Source organism: Nonomuraea thailandensis (assembly GCF_024172165.1).
GTDB classification, from domain to species: domain Bacteria; phylum Actinomycetota; class Actinomycetes; order Streptosporangiales; family Streptosporangiaceae; genus Nonomuraea; species Nonomuraea thailandensis.
Map to the genome: position 1 here is coordinate 5,167,411 of NZ_JAMZEB010000002.1, position 15,119 is coordinate 5,182,529.

The window sequence follows — 15,119 nt, forward strand, 5'->3', positions numbered from 1 at the left end:
GACTTAGTGTTTTCGGCGGATCCATTCCTCAAGGTGAAGGGCCTCAGCGCCGATCGTCGTGTCGGTGCCGTGCCCGGTGTGCACGACCGTCTCCGGTGGGAGGGTGAGCAGCCGATGGCGGATGGAGTCGATGATCAGGTCGAAGTCGGAGAACGAGCGGCCGGTCGCACCAGGCCCTCCCTGGAAGAGAGTGTCTCCCGTGAAGACGGCGCCGACGGTCCGGGGCGTAGAAGGAACAGGCGCCTGGGGTATGCCCTGGCGTGTGCAGCACCTGCAGGCTCGTTCCTGCGACCTTGACGATCTCATCGGCCACTAGCATGCCGTCGGGCTCGCGATCAGGATGGGTCAGGCGCCACAGAGGCAGGTCGGCAGCGTGCAGCAGGATCGGCGCGCCGGTCCGCTCGGCAAGTTGCGGGGCGTGTCCGATGTGGTCGTCGTGGGCGTGGGTGGCCAGGACGGCGAGCACGTTGCGGCCTGCTACGAGGTCGATGATGGCCTCGACGTCATGCGGGGCATCGAAGATCACGCATTCGGAGTCGTTTCCGAGCACCCACACGTTGTTGTCCACGTCGAACGTCTGCCCGCCGAGGCTGAAGGTTCCTGAGGTCACGGTGTGGCCGATCACAGGACCACCACCGAACGCAGCACCTCGCCCCGGTGCATCTTGCCGAACGCCTCCTCGACCTGATCGAGCCCGATCGTCTCCGACACGAACTTGTCGAGCGGCAGCCTGTTCTGCAGGAACAGGTCGATCAGCATGGGGAAGTCGCGGCTCGGCAGGCAGTCGCCGTACCAGGAGGACTTCAGCGCGCCGCCGCGGCCGAACACGTCCAGCAGCGGCAGGTCGATGCGCATGTCGGGAGTGGGCACGCCGACCAGCACGACCGTGCCGGCCAGGTCGCGGGCGTAGAACGCCTGCTCGTACGTCTCGGGCCGGCCGACCGCCTCGATGACCACGTCGGCTCCGTTGCCGCCGGTGAGGTCGCGGATCGCCTCGACCGGGTCCGCGGAGCGGGAGTTGACCGTGTGCGTGGCGCCGAACCCGCGCGCCCACTCCAGCTTCCTGTCGTCCACGTCCACCGCGATGACCTTCGCGGCGCCCGCCAGCGAGGCGCCGAGGATCGCCGCGTCGCCGACGCCGCCGCAGCCGATCACCGCCACGCTGTCGCCCCGGGTGACCCCGCCGGTGTTGACGGCCGCGCCGATGCCGGCCATCACGCCGCACCCGAGCAGGCCCGCGACCTGCGCCGGGGCCTCGGCCGAGACCTTCGTGCACTGGCCGGCCGCGACCAGCGTCTTCTCCAGGAACGCGCCGATGCCCAGCGCGGGCGACAGCTCGGTGCCGTCCTTGAGCGTCATCTTCTGCGTGGCGTTGTGCGTGGCGAAGCAGTACCACGGGCGGCCGCGCAGGCAGGCACGGCACTGGCCGCACACCGCGCGCCAGTTGAGGATCACGAAGTCGCCCGGCTCCAGGCCGGTGACCCCCTCACCGACCGCCTCCACCGTGCCCGCCGCCTCGTGTCCCAGCAGGAACGGGTAGTCGTCGCTGATCCCGCCCTCGCGATAGTGCAGGTCGGTGTGGCACACGCCGCAGGCCTGCACGTTCACCACCGCCTCGCCGGGGCCGGGCTGCGGTACGAGAATGGTTTCGACGGATACCGGCTGGCCCGTGCCCCGGGCGATCACGGCTTGGACTTCGTAGGTCATCGGGTGCTCTTTTCCAGGTGAACGCGGACGGGGAGGGACTCCCAGGCGCGCAGGGTGTTGTTGTGGTGGCGACGGGGCGTCGCGGCGAGTTCGAGGCGTTCGACGCGGCGGGCCAGGGCGGTGAGCAGGGCTTCGGCCTCCAGGCGGGCGACGTGCTGGCCGACGCACTGGTGCAGGCCCATGCCGAAGCCGACGTGGCCGGAGGGGTCGCGGGACGGGTCGAAGGTGTACGGGTCGTGCCAGCGGCGCGGGTCGTGGTTGGCCGCGCCGAGGAACATCAAAATCTTGCGGCCTTCGGGGACGACGGTGCCGCCGATGGCGACGTCGCGGTCGGCGGTGCGGAAGAAGGTCTGCACCGGCGACTGCCAGCGTACGGCCTCGTCGAAGGCCACCCGGGCCAGGGCGGGCTGCTCCCGCAGGCGCCGCCACTGGCCGGGGTGGGTGGCGAAGGCGTACAGGGCGGCGGCCAGGCCGTGCACGGTGGTGTCGACGCCGGCGGTGAGCAGGGAGCGGACGACGAGCGGCGCCTGCTCGTGCGTGAGGTCGCCGTGGTCGGCCGCCGCCCAGATGCGCGCGCCGAAGCCGTCCGGTGCCAGGGCCTCGCGCCTGCACTGGGCGTTGACCCAGGCCGACAGCTCGGCCACGCGCGGTTGACCCTTGGCGACCAGGTCGTTGACGGGGCCGAAGGCGTTGAAGGCGTGGTCGCCGTAGGGCAGCAGGTTCTCGCGCCCGCCGGGTGGCAGGCCCACGGCGTCGGGGAAGACGCGCAGCGGGAACGCCTGCGCGAGCGCGGGGACGGCGTCGAACTCCGGCTCGGCCAGCACCTTGTCCACCAGCTCCGCGGCCTCGGCGAACCAGCGGTCGCGCAGCTTGCGTAGCGCCCGCGGGCCGAGGATCTTGACCAGGACGGCGCGCGGCGCGTCGTGGCGGGGCGGGTCGGCCTCCAGCAGCAGGCTGGGCGGGCGCCACGGCTTCTCCCTGCGGAAGTCGCTGAGCCCCACCCCCGCGCCCGAGGGGAAGGACTGCCAGTCGGTCAGCGCCGCGTGCACGTGCTCGTAGCGGGCCAGGGCGTAGACGTCGTAGCGGGGCAGGTGGACGACGGGCCCGGCCGCCAGCAGGGCGTGGTGCAGCGGCTCGGGATCTTCCAGCGTCTCGGGCGCGAACGGGTCGGCGTCCAGGGCGAACATGAAGGGCTCCTCTTACAGGTCGAGGACGAGGCGGTCGGAGCGGGCGCGGGAGACGCAGACGAACATGCAGTCGCCCACCGCCCGCTCGGCGTCGTCGAGCAACGCGTCACGGTGGTCCACCTCACCAGCCAGCACGGTGGTCTCGCAGGTGCCGCACAACCCCTGGCGGCAGGAGGACAGCACGTTCACGCCCGCGTCGTTGATGGCCTGGAGCACGGACCGGCCGGACGTGACGGTCACCGTCGTGCCGGTGCGGCGCAGTTCCACCTCGAACGGCTCGGCGCGGGCCGGCACGCCGAGGTCCTTGGCGACGAAGCGTTCGGTGCGCAGCGTCCCGGCGGGCCAGCCGGCGGCGTGCCGCTCCATGGCGTCCAGCAGACCGGCCGGGCCGCAGCAGTACACCTTCGTGTCCGGCGGGAGCTCGGCGGGCAGGTCGAGCAGGCCGCGCTCGTCCTGCGGGACGACCTCGACGCGGGAGCCGTAACGGGCCAGCTCGCCCATGAACGCCATCGAGGCACGCGTACGGCCGCCATAGAGCAGCCGCCAATCAGCGCCCAGCAGCTCCGCCTGGTAGATCATGGGCAGCAGCGGGGTGATGCCGATGCCGCCGGCGACGAACAGGTACCGCTCGGACGGGGCCAGCGGGAAGTTGTTGCGCGGCCCGCCGATCGCCACCGTGTCGCCCACGGCCAGTTCGTCATGGACGTAGGCGGAGCCGCCCCGGCCGTCCGGTTCCCGCAGCACCCCGATGCGGTAGGCGTGCGGGTCCCACCGGTCACCGCACAGCGAGTACTGGCGGGTCACGCCGTTCGGCAGGATCAGGTCGAGGTGCGCGCCGGGCGTCCAGTCCGGCAGCCGCCCCCCGTCCGGGTGCGTCAGGGTCAGGGCGACCACGCCGTCGGCGACCGGAGTCTTGGCGGCGACCCGCAGGTCCAATCTGAAGATCATGCATGCTCCCGGGTGGTGAGACGGAAGGCGTGCACGGCCAGCCCACCGGCCACGAGCACCGCCGCGACCAGCAGGAACAGCCGGCCCGGCGTCCAGCCGGCATCCAGCAGCCAGCCGGCCACGAGCGGGGAGACGATCGCGCCCATGCGGCCGACGCCGATGCCCCAGCCGACGCCCGTGGCTCGTACCTCTACGGGGTAGAGCGAGGGAGTCAGCGCGTACAGGCCGGCGACGCAGCCGTTGACGAACAGGCCGATCAGCGTCCCCAGCGCGAGCACCAGCGCGAACTGCGAGGTGAGCGTGACGAAGCAGGCCAGCAGCAGCGCCGTGGCGAGCGTGTAGCCGAGCAGCACCCGTTGCAGTGGGAAGCGGGCGGCCAGCAGGCCCAGCAGCGTGGTGCCGAAGATGCCGCCGAGGTTCAGCAGCACTCCCCCGGTGATCCCCTGGCCGGCCGACATCCCGGCCTCCACCAGCAGCTTTGGCGTCCAGCTCGTGACGAAGTAGAAGCCGAACATGACGGCGAAGAAGCCGGCCCAGATCAGCAGCGTGTTGCGGCGCTGGGCCGGGGACAGGATCTGTGCCAGGCGCGGCTTCGGCTTGCGCTCGGCGGGCTCCGGCTCGGGCAGCGCGTCCAGAGCGGGCAGCCTCATCGCAGCCAGCACGGTGTTGAGCCGGTCGAGCGCGCGCGGTGAGCGCTGGGTGAGCAGGAAGTCCAGCGATTCCGGCAGGCGCCAGAGCACGGCGCCGATGAGCAGGGCGGTGGCGACGCCGCCGAAGGCGAACACCGACCGCCAGCCGGACGAGCTCTGCAGCGCGACCGCGACGATGCCGCCGACGGTGGCGCCGACGGCGTAGCCGGTGGAGTTGAGGCTGACGGCCAGGCCGCGCCAGCGGGCGTTGGCGTACTCGGCGGCGAGGACGTTGCTGCTGGCCAGGATGCCGCCGATGCCGACGCCCGTGAGCACGCGCAGCAGCCCGAGCTGCACGGCATCCTGGGCGGCGGCCGACAGCAACATCCCGGCCGACGCGATGACCAGGCAGACCAGGATCAGGGCACGCCGTCCGATGCGGTCGGCCAGCGGCGCCAGGAACAGCGAGCCGAGGGCCATGCCGACCAGGCCCGCGCTGAGCAGCAGGCCCAGTTGGGAGCCCGAAAGGGCCCACTCGGCGGACACGGCAGCCGCGGTGAAGGACATGACCAGGACGTCGAAGCCGTCCAGGACGTTGAGCAGGACGCACACGGCGATCGCCGACCACTGCAGGCGCGTCATGGGGGCATCGTCGATGCGGGTACGCAGCTCCGGGGGATGAACTGACATCTAACCGGCCTTTCGGGGGGTGGTTAGCTGTCGATGATGAGCTGGTTACCAGCGTGTTTCCACGACGGATCCATTGAATGGATGAGGTCATCCGCAAATTGGCCTCGACCAGCGATGATGTGACGCATGGCCAGGTCACCCAGCGGCGAGTCGGTCCTGACGCGTGCCGTGCGCATCCTCGAGGCGTTCAATCCCGCCGAACCGGTGCTGACGGTCAGCCAGATCAGCCGCCGGGCCGCGCTGCCGCTGGCCACCACCGTCCGGCTGGTGGAGGAGCTGACCCGGCACGGGCTGCTGGCCCGCGACGAGCAGCGCCGCGTACGGATCGGCAACCGCATGTGGGAGCTGGCCCAGCGCGCCTCACCGGTGCGCCGGCTGCGCGAGACCGCGATGCAGTTCATGGGCGACCTGCACCACGTGGTCGGGCACTCGGTACAGCTCGGCATCCTCGACGGCGAGGAGGTGCTGTTCGTCGAACGCCTGATCGCGCCCGGCGCGGTCGTCACCGTCACCCAGATCGGCGGGCGGCTGCCGCTGCACGCCTCCTCCGGCGGCCTGGTCCTGCTCGCGCACGCCCCCGCCGACCTGCGGGAACGCGTGCTGCGCCAGCCGTTGCAGGCGTACACGCCACACACGATCACTGACGCCAGGACCCTGCGCGCGACGCTCGCCGAAGTGCGGCGCAACGGGTTCGCCTTCTGCCCCGGCCACATCCATCCCGACGCCACGGGCATCTCCGTCCCCGTCCGGATGTCCGGCCATGTGGTCGCCGCGCTCGGCATGGTGGTGCCCAACGACGAACACGCCTGGCCTCTGGTCCGCCCGCTGCAACTCACCGGTCTTGCCCTCGAACGGGCCCTCGACATGCAGCCGGGACGGCTCGCGGATACAGCGGAGCAGGATGGATGACGTCATCCAGTTAGCGGCTGGACGGCCGCGATCCAGGGCCCCAGATGGCCAGGTGAACCTCACCATTGAGGTCGAGGGTGCACGGACAGAACGGATCGGCAAGCGACTGGAGCTCCTGCTTCTACGTGGAGACCTGCCTGCTGGAACCACCGGCTGGCAGGAAGCGCCGCGGCTCCCGCAACACCCCCGCACCACCGCGATCACGACGTCCGCCACTACAGCGAGGACAACGTCGCCCTGCGCCTGGCCTGGGAGATGCGCCGCCGAGGCTGGTCACAGGAACGCATGGCCCAGGAGCTCACGAACGCCGGCTGCCCCACCCACCAATCGGCCATCTCCAAGATCATCAACCTGAAGCCCGATGGCAACCGCCGCACCATCAGCGTGGACGAAGCCATCGCCATGGCCCGTGTCTTCGGCATCCCCCTGGAAGAGCTTCCCCTGCCGCCCGAGAGCGGCGAAGGACGCGACCTGCACGACCTCACCCGGACCGTCACCCACGAGGGCAGGAACGCCTCCCACCAGTACGCCCAGTACCTGCTCGCCTGGGCCCGCCTGCGCCACCGCCTGACCAGCGAAGACAGCCGCACCGCCTACGAGGACTTCCTGACCGCCCGCAAGATCGACGCCGACACCGCCCGGCACGCGATCGCGTTCTGGCTCGATGCGTCCTCCTGGCAGCACGCCACCACCGCCTACGACACCCTGCATCACCTCCTGCAAGCGATGGGCACCGGCCACGACCTGACCCCGCCCGCCCAGGACCCACGCGAACGCTCCAGCACGGTGCCCGACCTCCTGCGCCTGCGTGACCTGTTCACCACCCGGATCCCCGGCGCCCCGGCCCGCGTGGTGCCGGACCTCATCTACCGCTTCGCCGACACCCTGGTCCGCACCGCCATGCTCCCGGCGGCCGTCCCGGTCATCGACTCCTACGCCCGCGGCATCCCCCACCCGGCCGACGACGTCGTCGCCGAGATCGACCGCCGACTGCAGGAGATCGCCGAGCGGGAACCACACGACCGGAACGACTACCTCGAAAGCCTGGCCGCCCGCATCGGGCTGCGACACCAGGGTGTCCAACCCCAGGAGCCGGTGCTGGAACTGGCCGCCGGACTCGGTGTCACCACAGAGGACTACCGCGAGGCAAAGAAGATCAGTGAGAGATATCGAGAAACGGGGGTGAGATGAATCGTGATGACCGGCAACGGCTACAAACGCCGCAAATGCCGCGAAGACGGCCGCGAGCTCGGCGCCGAATGCCCCAAGCTACGGCGGGCCAACGGCTCGTGGAACCGCATCACGGCACCTGGCACGGTAAGGCAGAGGTGCCGGCCGGACCGGACGGCAAGCGCATCTACCTGCGGCTGGGTGGTTTCGCCACCCACACCGAACTGTCCGCCTTCTATGAAAAAGCCGGATGCCTGCTCGACCTGCCGGACCCCGGCCCGGCGGGTCACCAGGCGCGGATGGAAATCCTCGCCATGATCAAGGCGGCGCACCGGAAGAACGCGCCCCTGACCATGAGGAGTTGCAGCGCAAGTTCCGGACCGGGCAACCGCTGCAGTCGATGACCTTCGGCGAGTACTGGAGTAGGTGGGTGGAGCGGCGCCGGCGGCTCCAGGACATCCGCAGGTCCACGCTGACGCACTACATCACCCACCATGACGTGCATTTCGGCGCGATCCTCGACGAAGTCCGGCTGGACCGCATCTTCGTGCCCACCATCGAAGGAGTCTTCGCCCGCATCGACGAGAAAACGCCGAGATCCTGACCGCCCGCCACTCCGACGACCCCGAGATCCGCGCATCGGTACGCGGCAAACGCCCGACCGGGCCCGTCACCAAACACCGCATCAAGGCCACGATCAGGCGCGTGCTGGCCGACGCCGTGCGCGAACACTTGGTCACCTTCAACGCCGCCGCCCTGGTCAACCTGCCCCCGGGCCGGAAGCCCAAGGGCCTGGTATGGACCAAGGCCGAATCGAGGCATTCGACCAAGCCTTCGCCGAACGCCTTGAAGCGGTGCGCGCTGACCCCGAACTCCGGCATCTCAAGACCATCACGGTGTGGGCCCGCACCGACCTGCGCCCTTCTCCCGTCATGGTGTGGACACCGGCCCAGCTCGGCGCGTTCCTCGACCACGCCCTCACCGATCGGCTGTACGCGCTGTTCCACCTGATCGCCTTCCGCGGGCTGCGCCGCGGCGAGGCGTGCGGAGCGCGCTGGACCGACCTCGACGCCGATGAGGGCACGCTGGCGGTGGCCACGCAGCTCACGGTCGTCAATGGCAAGGTCGAGGAGGGCGACCCAAAGACCGAGTCCTCCGACAGCCTGGTCGCCCTCGACACGGCCACCCTCGACGTGCTGCGCATCCACCACGCCCGGCAGTTGGCCGATAAGCTGCGCTGGGGCCCGGCCTGGCAGGACAGCGGGCGCATCTTCACCAAGGAAGACGGCTCGCGGCTGCACCCCGACGTGGTCAGTAAGCATTTCGAACGGCTGTCCTTCGCCGCCGGGTTGCCCCCGATCCGGCTGCACGACCTGCGCCACGGCGCGGCGACGCTGTCGCTCGCCGCGGGCAATGACATGAAGATCATCTCCGCGATGCTGCGGCACTCCAGCCTCGCCATGACCTCCGACCTCTACACCGCCGTGCTGCCCGAGGTGGCGCACGCCGCAGCGGAGGCCAGCGCCGCCCTCGTGCCCCGGGCGGCCGGCCTGCGCAACCTGTCCGCGCCCCGCGGTCTCCCTTCGGTCTCCCCCGCCCACCCCTCGATTCCCATCGTCCCATCCGCCCCGTCCACCGGAGGAGAAGCAGGAGGTCAGCGACGTGCCCAGCACAGTGACCATAGAAGTCAGCCACGGCAAAGGGGGATCGGCGATCCCCCGATGACCGCTCTCTGCACCGGCCCCGGCGGACACGCCAATCTCGAAGCATGAACATCTCCGGAAACACCGTCTTCATCCCCGGCGCCACCAGCGGCATCGGCCTCGCGCTCGCCCTCGCCCTCCAGGCCAGGGGCAACACCGTCATCATCGGCGGCCGCCGCACCGAGTTGCTGGAGCGGATCGCCGCCGGGAATCCCGGCATCGACACCGTACAGATCGACACGACGGACGCGGCGAGCATCGACGCCGCCGCCAAGCAGGTGCTGGCCCGACACCCCCGCCTGAACGTGCTGGTCACCATGGCCGGCATCATGCGCGTCGAGGACTGGCACCGGCCCGAGTCGTTCCTGGCCTCCGCCGAGGCCGTGGTGACGACGAACGTGCTCGGCCCGATCCGGCTCATCGCCGCGTTCGTCGAGCACCTGCAGGCGCAGCCGGACGCCACGATCGTCACCGTGTCGTCGGGGCTGGCGTTCGCGCCGCTCAGGGCGACGCCGAGCTACAACGCCTCCAAGGCGGCGATCCACATGCTCAGCGAGTCGATCCGGCTGCAGCTCGCCGACACCAGCGTGCAGGTCGTGGAGCTGGAGCCGCCGTCCGTCCGGACCGCGCTGCTGCCCGGGCAGGAGACGAGCGAGTTCGCGATGCCGCTGGAGGAGTTCGTGGCGGAGGTCGTCTCCCTGCTGGAGTCCCGGCCGGACGCGAAGGAGATCCAGGTCGAGCGGGTGAAGTTCCTGCGGTACGGCGAGGCGCGCGGCGACTACGACCAGGTCGTGGCGGCACTCAACGCCGCCGACCCGCACGGCAAGTAGCCCGACCCGCACGGAAGCAGCCGGACCTCGCGTCGAGCAGCGAAGTGGACGTCATGCACTCCCCGTCGTCACATGGGCAGCAGGAACAGGCTCAGGGGGGTGCTGACCACGGTGACGGCGATCGACAGCACCAGGACGCGCAGCGAGAGCGGCGTCGTCGCGGGGGTGGCGAGGCGGGCGAGGCGGGCGTCGACGTCGCCGTCGTGTCGCCGCTGATCGGCCGGCTGGCCGACCGCGTCGGCACCCGGCCTCTCGTGCTCGCCGGCCTGGCGGTCATGGGGGTGTTCGCCCTGTTCCTTCCACCTTCACGGGCGCGCCGCCTCGGCGGTCCCCGCGGGGGCGTGGATCTTCGGGCTGAGCCGGCTTCATCTTCGTCCTGAGCCCGCTGATCAGCGCCGCGGCGGGGGCGCTGCCCGGCGCGCAGGCCGGGGCGGGGCTCGGGATCCTTCAGGGAGCGCAGTTCCTCGGCGCCGGCGCCGGGCCGGCCCTGTTCGGCGCGCTGGGTGACCGCGCGGCAGCGCAGCGGCAGCGCAGCGGCGGCGACGCGGTGAATCCGCTGTACGCCGGCCACGAGGGCGCCGCCTACTCCGACGTCTTCCTGGGCATGGCCGTGGTGGCCGCCCTGGCGCCGGCCGTCGCGTTCCGGATGCGGCCCGGGCGGTAGCCGGGCATGGGCGCGGTGCGCCCGGGCGATGTCACAGGGACAGCGCGGCCATGAACGCCATGGTGGCCGCCATCCCGGCCGAGCACGCGTCCCGGCCGAGCGCCCGGCGATCCCCGCCCCGTCCCGGGAGGACGCTGATGAGCCGGGCGCCGGTCCAGCCCAGCCCGATGAGCAGAGCCACCGCGGCCAGCGACCCGCCCCCGTGCGCGTGCCCGGTGGAAGGGCCGCCGAGCGCCGCCAGCACCAGGAGGACGGACATGATCACGAAGTCCTGGAGGTGATGGCCGATCTCCGCGCGGCGGGCGGGCGAGCCGCACAGCCAGCCGGCGGTCAGCAGCGCGAGCACCGCGGCGGCGAGGAACGGGCCGCCCAGGTGCCCGGCCGCCATGCCGAACGCCATGACGACGTACGGCCACCGCTTGCCGGCACGCCCCGAGGGCAGCAGGGCGGGGGCGAGCGCCAGCACGCAGCCGGCCCCCGCCGCCACCGTGTGCAGGAGGGCCTGCATCAGGCGGCCAGGCCACGGCCGGAGCCGCGGTCTCCTCCGCGAGAGTTCACGAGGCCCTCCTTGCCGTCGCCGGTGTCACACCTCTGGGACCGGACAGCACGGCGCAGCGTGACAGGAACGAGGGTGACGTCCGCGGCTGGATCCTACTGGCGATCCCGGACGCCGTCCGCCTGATGCTCGTGCATCGCGGCGGCGGCGTGCTGTGCGTCGGGATGGATGTGCAGGGCCAGCCACACCCCCGTGATCTGCAGCACGCGCGCGGGCACGTCGTGCACGGCGGCCAGGCGCAGGAGGCCGCCCTGACCGCGTACGGCGGCGTTCAGCCGCAGCAGCACGTGCAGGCCGCGGCTGTCCATGAAGGTCAGCCCGGTCAGGTCGAGGACCAGGCCGGGGCCGGGCAGGCGGTGCCGCTCGGCGTAGGACTCCAGCTGGTCGGCGTTGGTGGAGTCGAGCTCACCTGTGACGGTGATCAGCGCTCCGCCGGGCACGTCCCGGCAACTGAGGCTCAGGGGCGACATGGCGCCTGGCCGGCCTGCGGCCGCCGTGCGGGCGGCTCCGGCCTGTGCGCGGTCGCGTACGTCTCTTCCAGCGTGAGCCCCATCCTGGCGATCGTTTTCCCGTCCTCACTCTTGGCCCTGCGGCCGTGCCCGGTCAGCACGCCGGGCGAAGGTTTCCTTCCGCTGCTGTCCAGGGAGCGAAACCGGCCCTGCCGAGCTCCGCAAGGTGCCGCCGGGCGGGCGCCCGTAGGCGGCCTTGTAGGCCAGGGCGAAGCGCCCGGGGTGGAAGAAGCCCCAGCGGGCCGCGATCACGGCCACCGTGGTGGCCGCCGGGTCGCCGGCCTCCAGCTCGGCGTGGGCGCGGGCCAGGCGGGCCTGGCGCAGGTAGCCCAGCGGGGTGGTGTCCAGGTGCCGGCGGAAGGCGTACTGCAGGGCGCGGGGGGTGACCCTGGCGGCGGTGGCGATGTCGTCGACCCCGATGGGCGTGCCGGCGTTCTCCTCGATGTAGTCGAGGGCGCGGCGCAGCGTACGGGGATGGGCGTCGCGCCGGTCCGTGCCGGTGGCTTCGGCGGCGGCGTTGCTGGGCAGGGCCGTCAGGACGCTGGCGGCCAGGAGCTGCCCGGCCGTGGAGACCACGAGGGGTTCGCCGGCCAGGCCCGGGTCGGCCAGGACGTCGTCGCGCAGGTAGGCGATGGTGCGCTGGAGGTGCCGGCCGGCGGCGGCCGAGACGGGCCGGTGGCCCAGCAGCCGTACCGGCTCCGGCCGGCGGCCCGGACGGGCGCCGGCCACCTCCTGCAGCAGCGCGTCGCCGAACATGACGATGGTGTAGGCCGAGTCGCGGACCTCGCCCGAGTACGGCCGGTCGGGCGGCGCCAGCGACACCACGTCGCCCGGCCCGAGCACCTCCTCCTCGCAGCCGGCGACCTGCTGGGCGATGTGCCCCGACTCCACCAGGCACAGGCACACCTTGCCGAGCGGATGCACGTCGTAGCTCATGCCGAACTCCAGCCGCACCCGATCGACGCTGACCGCCCCCATGACCTGGCGCGAGATCTTGGTCCGCGGGCTGTCCACGTCGGCCTCGATGCGCATCCTGGCGTAGGCCCTGCTGAGGAACTCCTCGGTCTGGCCGAGGTCGTGGCTGTCGAAGGTCAGCGGCTGCATGGCACGCTCCATCCCTGGTTCGCGCGAGCCTCGCCCGTGGGCGCCGGGGCGAGGTCGGTCAGACAACCGGCCACACCGTGATGGTAGTCCGGCGCTCCGCCCGGGGAGCGCGGAAAGCTCGATGCCGTCTCCCCTTCCGATGCGTCACCGCTTTGACAGGTGACGAATTTGCGTGCAAGGATCATCACCAGTTGAACCGGTGACTCCCCTAAGGAACCTCCCATGACCGTTGTGCGCTTCGACCTGCTCTCCTCACTCACCCCCGCGGCGGCCATGCGGGTGCTGACCGACTTCGGCCCCGCACGCGCGCAGAGCTGGCCCAGCATCGACACCGAGCACTTCACCGTCCACCAGCTCGGCGACACCTGGGCCGAGGCGACCGAAGGGACCGCCGCCGCGTGGGAGCGCGCCCGCTACGAGTGGGACGCGGAGAAGGGGCGGGTGCTGATCACCACGCTCGACTCCAAGCTCTTCGGCCCCGGCGGCGGCTGGGACATCCGGCTCACCCCCGAAGGCGACGGCACCCGGGTCACCGTCGAGCTCACCCGGAAGCCCCGCACGCTCAAGGGCAAGATCCTCGCCGCGCTCCTCCCCCTCGCCGCGCCGTCCTCGCTCCGCAAGTCCTTCGGCGAGCCGCTGAAGGCGAGGTGATCCCCGCCGGAACCGGCTCCCCTCATGAAAGTTTCACGCGTCGTTGACAACGCGGAAAGCGCTTTCCTACGGTGTCGCTGTCCGCCGGCACGAACGTGCCCGCTCACGTGAGCGGCGCGTGCGCCACCGGAGCGCAGGAACGTCGTGGCGGCAGCGACCGTGCGGAGCACGCACGCCATCGTTGTTCGAAGGAGCAGGTGAACCAGGGATGAGACGAGCAGTCGCGTCGCGACTCCACGCGGTGCTGGCCGCGGTGGCCACCGCCGCCGCGGCCGGCGCGGTCGCCGTGGCCTTGCCGTTGACGCAGGCGTCGGCGGCGGCGGGCGGCGCCACCGGCTACGCGACCGGCAACGGCGGCACGACCGGCGGTGCGGGCGGGCAGACGGTGCGGGCCACCACGGGCACCGCGATCCACGCGGCCCTGTGCGGCCGGGCCAGCAGCAGCACCCCGATCACCATCGAGGTCGAGGGCACCATCAACCACGGCAACACCACCAAGGTGTCGGGTCCGAGCTGCAACACCGCCGCCGGCGTGATCGAGCTCAAGCAGATCAGCAACGTCACGATCGTCGGCGTCGGCAGCGGAGCCGTCTTCGACCAGGTGGGCATCCACATCCGCGAGGCCCGCAACATCATCATCCGCAACGTGACCGTCCGCAACGTCAAGAAGTCCGGCTCGCCCACGTCCAACGGCGGCGACGCCATCGGCATGGAGAGCGGCGTGCGCAACGTGTGGGCCGACCACCTCACGCTGGAGGCCTCGGGCGGCGAGTCGGAGGGCTTCGACGGCCTCTTCGACATGAAGGACGACACCCAGTACGTGACCCTGTCCTACAGCATCCTGCGCAACTCGGGCCGGGGCGGGCTCATCGGGTCCAGCGAGAGCGACCTCTCCAACGGTTACGTCACCTTCCACCACAACCTGTACGAGAACATCGACTCCCGTACCCCCCTGCTGCGTGGCGGCATCGCGCACATCTACAACAACTCCTACGTGAGCCTCCACGAATCGGGCATCAACTCCCGCGCCGGAGCCCGCGCCAAGGTGGAGAACAACCACTTCAAGGACTCCAAGGACGTCCTGGGCACCTTCTACACCAGCGAGGCCGGCTACTGGCAGGTCGCCGGCAACATCCTCGACAACGTGACCTGGTCCACCCCCGGCAGCGACACCAACCCGGCCGGGCCCGACCTGCGCTCCACCACCACGGTCTCCGTCCCGTACTCCTACGCCCTCGACGCGGCGAGCTGCGTGCCGGCCATCGTCAGGCAGACGGCCGGGGCCAACAAGGGGCTGCAGGAGTCCAACGGCAACTGCACGCCGCAGACGCCGACGGCCACACCCACCGTCACCCCCACCGTGACGCCCACCGTCACCCCGACCGTCACCCCCACGCCCGGCGGGCCCAACCTCAGCATCGGAGCCGGCTCCGACGGCTCCAGCAAGGCCGACGGGACGAGCTACGGCAACGTGCGGGACGGCAACCTGAGCACCTACTGGTCGCCGTCGGGCTCGACCGGTGACATCTCCATCAAGTGGGGATCCGCCACGACGGTCGCCAGGGTGGTCATCCGCGAGGCGCCCGGCTCCGAGGGCGGCATCGGCGCCTGGCAGCTCCTCAACGCCGGCACCGGCGCCGTGCTCAAGTCGGGCAGCGGGGCGGGCGCGATCACCTTCACCCCGGCCTCGCTGAGCAAGATCACCTTCAGGATCACCGGCTCGTCCAGCACGCCGAAGGTCGCCGAGTTCGAGACCTACGCCGGATAACCCCCGGGTCTCCGCCACCGCGCACCGGGGCGGGGCCGCTCACCCCGACGGCCCCGCCCCGGCTCCTGACACCACACCTCACGTGGGCCCGTGC

General features: G+C 71.3%; 15 protein-coding genes and 1 pseudogene. 8 read left to right on the top strand and 8 right to left on the bottom strand.

Going from position 1 to position 15,119, the window contains the following annotated elements:
• Positions 1–3: 3 nt before the first annotated feature.
• The 5 genes and pseudogenes from HD597_RS27345 to HD597_RS27365 all read right to left on the bottom strand — a co-directional run bounded on the left by HD597_RS27345 (position 4) and on the right by HD597_RS27365 (position 5,113).
• Positions 4–622: pseudogene (locus tag HD597_RS27345) on the bottom strand (MBL fold metallo-hydrolase).
• On the bottom strand, positions 622–1,707 hold the full coding sequence (locus tag HD597_RS27350) for an S-(hydroxymethyl)mycothiol dehydrogenase (protein WP_253745715.1): 1,086 nt from the start codon (positions 1,705–1,707) through the stop codon (positions 622–624). The pseudogene HD597_RS27345 and the gene HD597_RS27350 overlap by 1 nt, the downstream one beginning before the upstream one ends.
• Entirely contained in the window at positions 1,704–2,894 is a 1,191-nt protein-coding gene (locus HD597_RS27355; protein WP_253745716.1) for a cytochrome P450, read from the bottom strand. Before HD597_RS27355 ends, HD597_RS27350 begins: the two co-directional genes overlap by 4 nt.
• Before the next feature lie 12 nt (positions 2,895–2,906).
• Complete coding sequence (locus tag HD597_RS27360) at positions 2,907–3,842, bottom strand: PDR/VanB family oxidoreductase (RefSeq protein WP_253745717.1); 936 nt, start codon at positions 3,840–3,842, stop codon at positions 2,907–2,909.
• The gene (locus HD597_RS27365; protein WP_253745718.1) at positions 3,839–5,113 is read right to left on the bottom strand and encodes an MFS transporter; all 1,275 of its coding nucleotides are present in this window, start codon (positions 5,111–5,113) and stop codon (positions 3,839–3,841) included. Before HD597_RS27365 ends, HD597_RS27360 begins: the two co-directional genes overlap by 4 nt.
• A 174-nt stretch (positions 5,114–5,287) precedes the next feature.
• On the opposite strand from HD597_RS27365, the gene HD597_RS27370 reads away from it, so the two are divergent.
• The 6 genes from HD597_RS27370 to HD597_RS27395 all read left to right on the top strand — a co-directional run bounded on the left by HD597_RS27370 (position 5,288) and on the right by HD597_RS27395 (position 9,773).
• A complete protein-coding gene (locus HD597_RS27370) occupies positions 5,288–6,070 on the top strand; it encodes an IclR family transcriptional regulator (protein WP_253745719.1) in 783 nt (260 codons plus the stop codon).
• Positions 6,071–6,325: 255 nt separating this feature from the next.
• Positions 6,326–7,261 (top strand): helix-turn-helix domain-containing protein, encoded by a 936-nt coding sequence (locus HD597_RS27375; protein ID WP_276083033.1) that lies wholly within the window; start codon positions 6,326–6,328, stop codon positions 7,259–7,261.
• A 98-nt stretch (positions 7,262–7,359) separates the two neighbouring features.
• On the top strand, positions 7,360–7,644 hold the full coding sequence (locus HD597_RS27380) for a hypothetical protein (RefSeq protein ID WP_253745721.1): 285 nt from the start codon (positions 7,360–7,362) through the stop codon (positions 7,642–7,644).
• Complete coding sequence (locus HD597_RS27385) at positions 7,641–7,844, top strand: hypothetical protein (RefSeq protein ID WP_253745722.1); 204 nt, start codon at positions 7,641–7,643, stop codon at positions 7,842–7,844. Before HD597_RS27380 ends, HD597_RS27385 begins: the two co-directional genes overlap by 4 nt.
• Positions 7,845–8,037: 193 nt before the next feature.
• A complete protein-coding gene (locus HD597_RS27390; RefSeq protein ID WP_253745723.1) occupies positions 8,038–9,012 on the top strand; it encodes a tyrosine-type recombinase/integrase in 975 nt (324 codons plus the stop codon).
• Positions 9,009–9,773, top strand: coding sequence for an SDR family oxidoreductase (locus HD597_RS27395; RefSeq protein WP_253745724.1), 765 nt, complete (start codon positions 9,009–9,011; stop codon positions 9,771–9,773). The genes HD597_RS27390 and HD597_RS27395 overlap by 4 nt, the downstream gene beginning before the upstream one ends.
• 695 nt (positions 9,774–10,468) lie before the next feature.
• On the opposite strand, the gene HD597_RS27400 is transcribed toward HD597_RS27395, so the two are convergent.
• The 3 genes from HD597_RS27400 to HD597_RS27410 form a co-directional block, all read right to left on the bottom strand.
• A complete protein-coding gene (locus tag HD597_RS27400) occupies positions 10,469–10,945 on the bottom strand; it encodes a hypothetical protein (protein WP_253745725.1) in 477 nt (158 codons plus the stop codon).
• A 143-nt stretch (positions 10,946–11,088) separates the two neighbouring features.
• Positions 11,089–11,463, bottom strand: a complete 375-nt coding sequence (locus HD597_RS27405; RefSeq protein ID WP_253745726.1) for an STAS domain-containing protein — start codon at positions 11,461–11,463, stop codon at positions 11,089–11,091.
• Positions 11,464–11,568: 105 nt separating this feature from the next.
• A complete protein-coding gene (locus HD597_RS27410) occupies positions 11,569–12,606 on the bottom strand; it encodes a helix-turn-helix transcriptional regulator (protein WP_253745727.1) in 1,038 nt (345 codons plus the stop codon).
• Positions 12,607–12,828: 222 nt separating this feature from the next.
• On the opposite strand from HD597_RS27410, the gene HD597_RS27415 reads away from it, so the two are divergent.
• Positions 12,829–13,257, top strand: coding sequence for an SRPBCC family protein (locus HD597_RS27415; protein WP_253745728.1), 429 nt, complete (start codon positions 12,829–12,831; stop codon positions 13,255–13,257).
• Between the two features lie 208 nt (positions 13,258–13,465).
• Entirely contained in the window at positions 13,466–15,025 is a 1,560-nt protein-coding gene (locus HD597_RS27420) for a pectate lyase family protein (RefSeq protein ID WP_253745729.1), read from the top strand.
• Positions 15,026–15,119 lie beyond the last annotated feature (94 nt).

Bases quoted from the DNA above. Each gene is read 5' to 3' on its own strand.
- HD597_RS27350 (WP_253745715.1), bottom strand. From the start codon at position 1,707: ATGACCTACGAAGTCCAAGCCGTGATCGCCCGGGGCACGGGCCAGCCG.
- HD597_RS27355 (WP_253745716.1), bottom strand. From the start codon at position 2,894: ATGTTCGCCCTGGACGCCGACCCGTTCGCGCCCGAGACGCTGGAAGAT.
- HD597_RS27360 (WP_253745717.1), bottom strand. From the start codon at position 3,842: ATGATCTTCAGATTGGACCTGCGGGTCGCCGCCAAGACTCCGGTCGCC.
- HD597_RS27365 (WP_253745718.1), bottom strand. From the start codon at position 5,113: ATGACGCGCCTGCAGTGGTCGGCGATCGCCGTGTGCGTCCTGCTCAAC.
- HD597_RS27370 (WP_253745719.1), top strand. From the start codon at position 5,288: ATGGCCAGGTCACCCAGCGGCGAGTCGGTCCTGACGCGTGCCGTGCGC.
- HD597_RS27375 (WP_276083033.1), top strand. From the start codon at position 6,326: ATGCGCCGCCGAGGCTGGTCACAGGAACGCATGGCCCAGGAGCTCACG.
- HD597_RS27385 (WP_253745722.1), top strand. From the start codon at position 7,641: ATGACCTTCGGCGAGTACTGGAGTAGGTGGGTGGAGCGGCGCCGGCGG.
- HD597_RS27390 (WP_253745723.1), top strand. From the start codon at position 8,038: ATGGACCAAGGCCGAATCGAGGCATTCGACCAAGCCTTCGCCGAACGC.
- HD597_RS27395 (WP_253745724.1), top strand. From the start codon at position 9,009: ATGAACATCTCCGGAAACACCGTCTTCATCCCCGGCGCCACCAGCGGC.
- HD597_RS27400 (WP_253745725.1), bottom strand. From the start codon at position 10,945: ATGCAGGCCCTCCTGCACACGGTGGCGGCGGGGGCCGGCTGCGTGCTG.
- HD597_RS27405 (WP_253745726.1), bottom strand. From the start codon at position 11,463: ATGTCGCCCCTGAGCCTCAGTTGCCGGGACGTGCCCGGCGGAGCGCTG.
- HD597_RS27410 (WP_253745727.1), bottom strand. From the start codon at position 12,606: ATGCAGCCGCTGACCTTCGACAGCCACGACCTCGGCCAGACCGAGGAG.
- HD597_RS27415 (WP_253745728.1), top strand. From the start codon at position 12,829: ATGACCGTTGTGCGCTTCGACCTGCTCTCCTCACTCACCCCCGCGGCG.
- HD597_RS27420 (WP_253745729.1), top strand. From the start codon at position 13,466: ATGAGACGAGCAGTCGCGTCGCGACTCCACGCGGTGCTGGCCGCGGTG.